The sequence below is a fragment of the Pseudoalteromonas aurantia genome (assembly GCF_005886875.1).
Lineage (GTDB): Bacteria > Pseudomonadota > Gammaproteobacteria > Enterobacterales > Alteromonadaceae > Pseudoalteromonas > Pseudoalteromonas aurantia_A.
Genome location: NZ_PNBY01000084.1, coordinates 1 through 721, shown reverse-complemented (window position 1 = coordinate 721; position 721 = coordinate 1). Strand labels below are relative to the sequence as shown.

Below are 721 nucleotides of genomic sequence, written 5' to 3'. Positions count from 1 at the left end.
TTATTTAGGAAACAACGCCTTGTGAGAATGTCAAAATCACCTGAAAATGCGTTTAATGAGCTTTATGAACAGCTTACAGCTGATGAGGGGTTAGGTGATTGGAACAATGAAAAAACTCAGCAAGTTGGTAATATATTAAAGTCTATCAACACACAAAATATCATGTTTAATGCCATAGAATGCCGGGAACAAATGTGTGTTATTGAAGGGGGGCCAAATACGGATAAAGACGTGATGGCCTTTCTAAAAAAGTTAAGGGAACAAGGCTATTGCAGAGTGCATGAATACTTACCAAAAGTAGGAATGTTTGTATTTTCTTTTGCGCCAGTAAAATGCCACTAAAGCCTGTGATCCCCATGAGTTGATAAGGAGCTGTATTCAAAATGGATATTCCACAAGATAAGCCTTGGCTTAGCCACTTTTCTGGTAAGTTTATTGGGGTGATGGCGCTATTGATACTTGCTTTAGTTAGCTATTTTATTTGGCAACGCCTGGTCACTCCCCCCCATACACCCCTTGCTAAGCATACTCAGGTGATTGAGTTTACGCTTCTAGAAGATAGAGTGGCGGCATTTGGAGTGTTAAAACCCCATCGTACCGCCAGCTTAATTTCTTTAGTGGAAGGGCGGATCTTGAGTGTACAGGGGCCTTGTTGATCAAATAGCTAACCCCTAATCAACTTCTCAGTTTTAACCCTGTTACTGATATTTGGGCATACCTA

The 721-nt window shown here is 40.6% G+C and carries 2 protein-coding genes; both read left to right on the top strand.

Annotation, left to right across the window (positions count from 1 at the left end; genetic code table 11):
• The coding region (locus tag CWC18_RS16275) for a hypothetical protein (RefSeq protein WP_212747735.1) at positions 1–342 on the top strand (342 nt) is incomplete at its 5' end.
• 41 nt (positions 343–383) lie between these two features.
• Positions 384–656, top strand: a complete 273-nt coding sequence (locus CWC18_RS16270) for a hypothetical protein (RefSeq protein WP_138592615.1) — start codon at positions 384–386, stop codon at positions 654–656.
• The last annotated feature ends 65 nt before the right edge of the window (positions 657–721 follow it).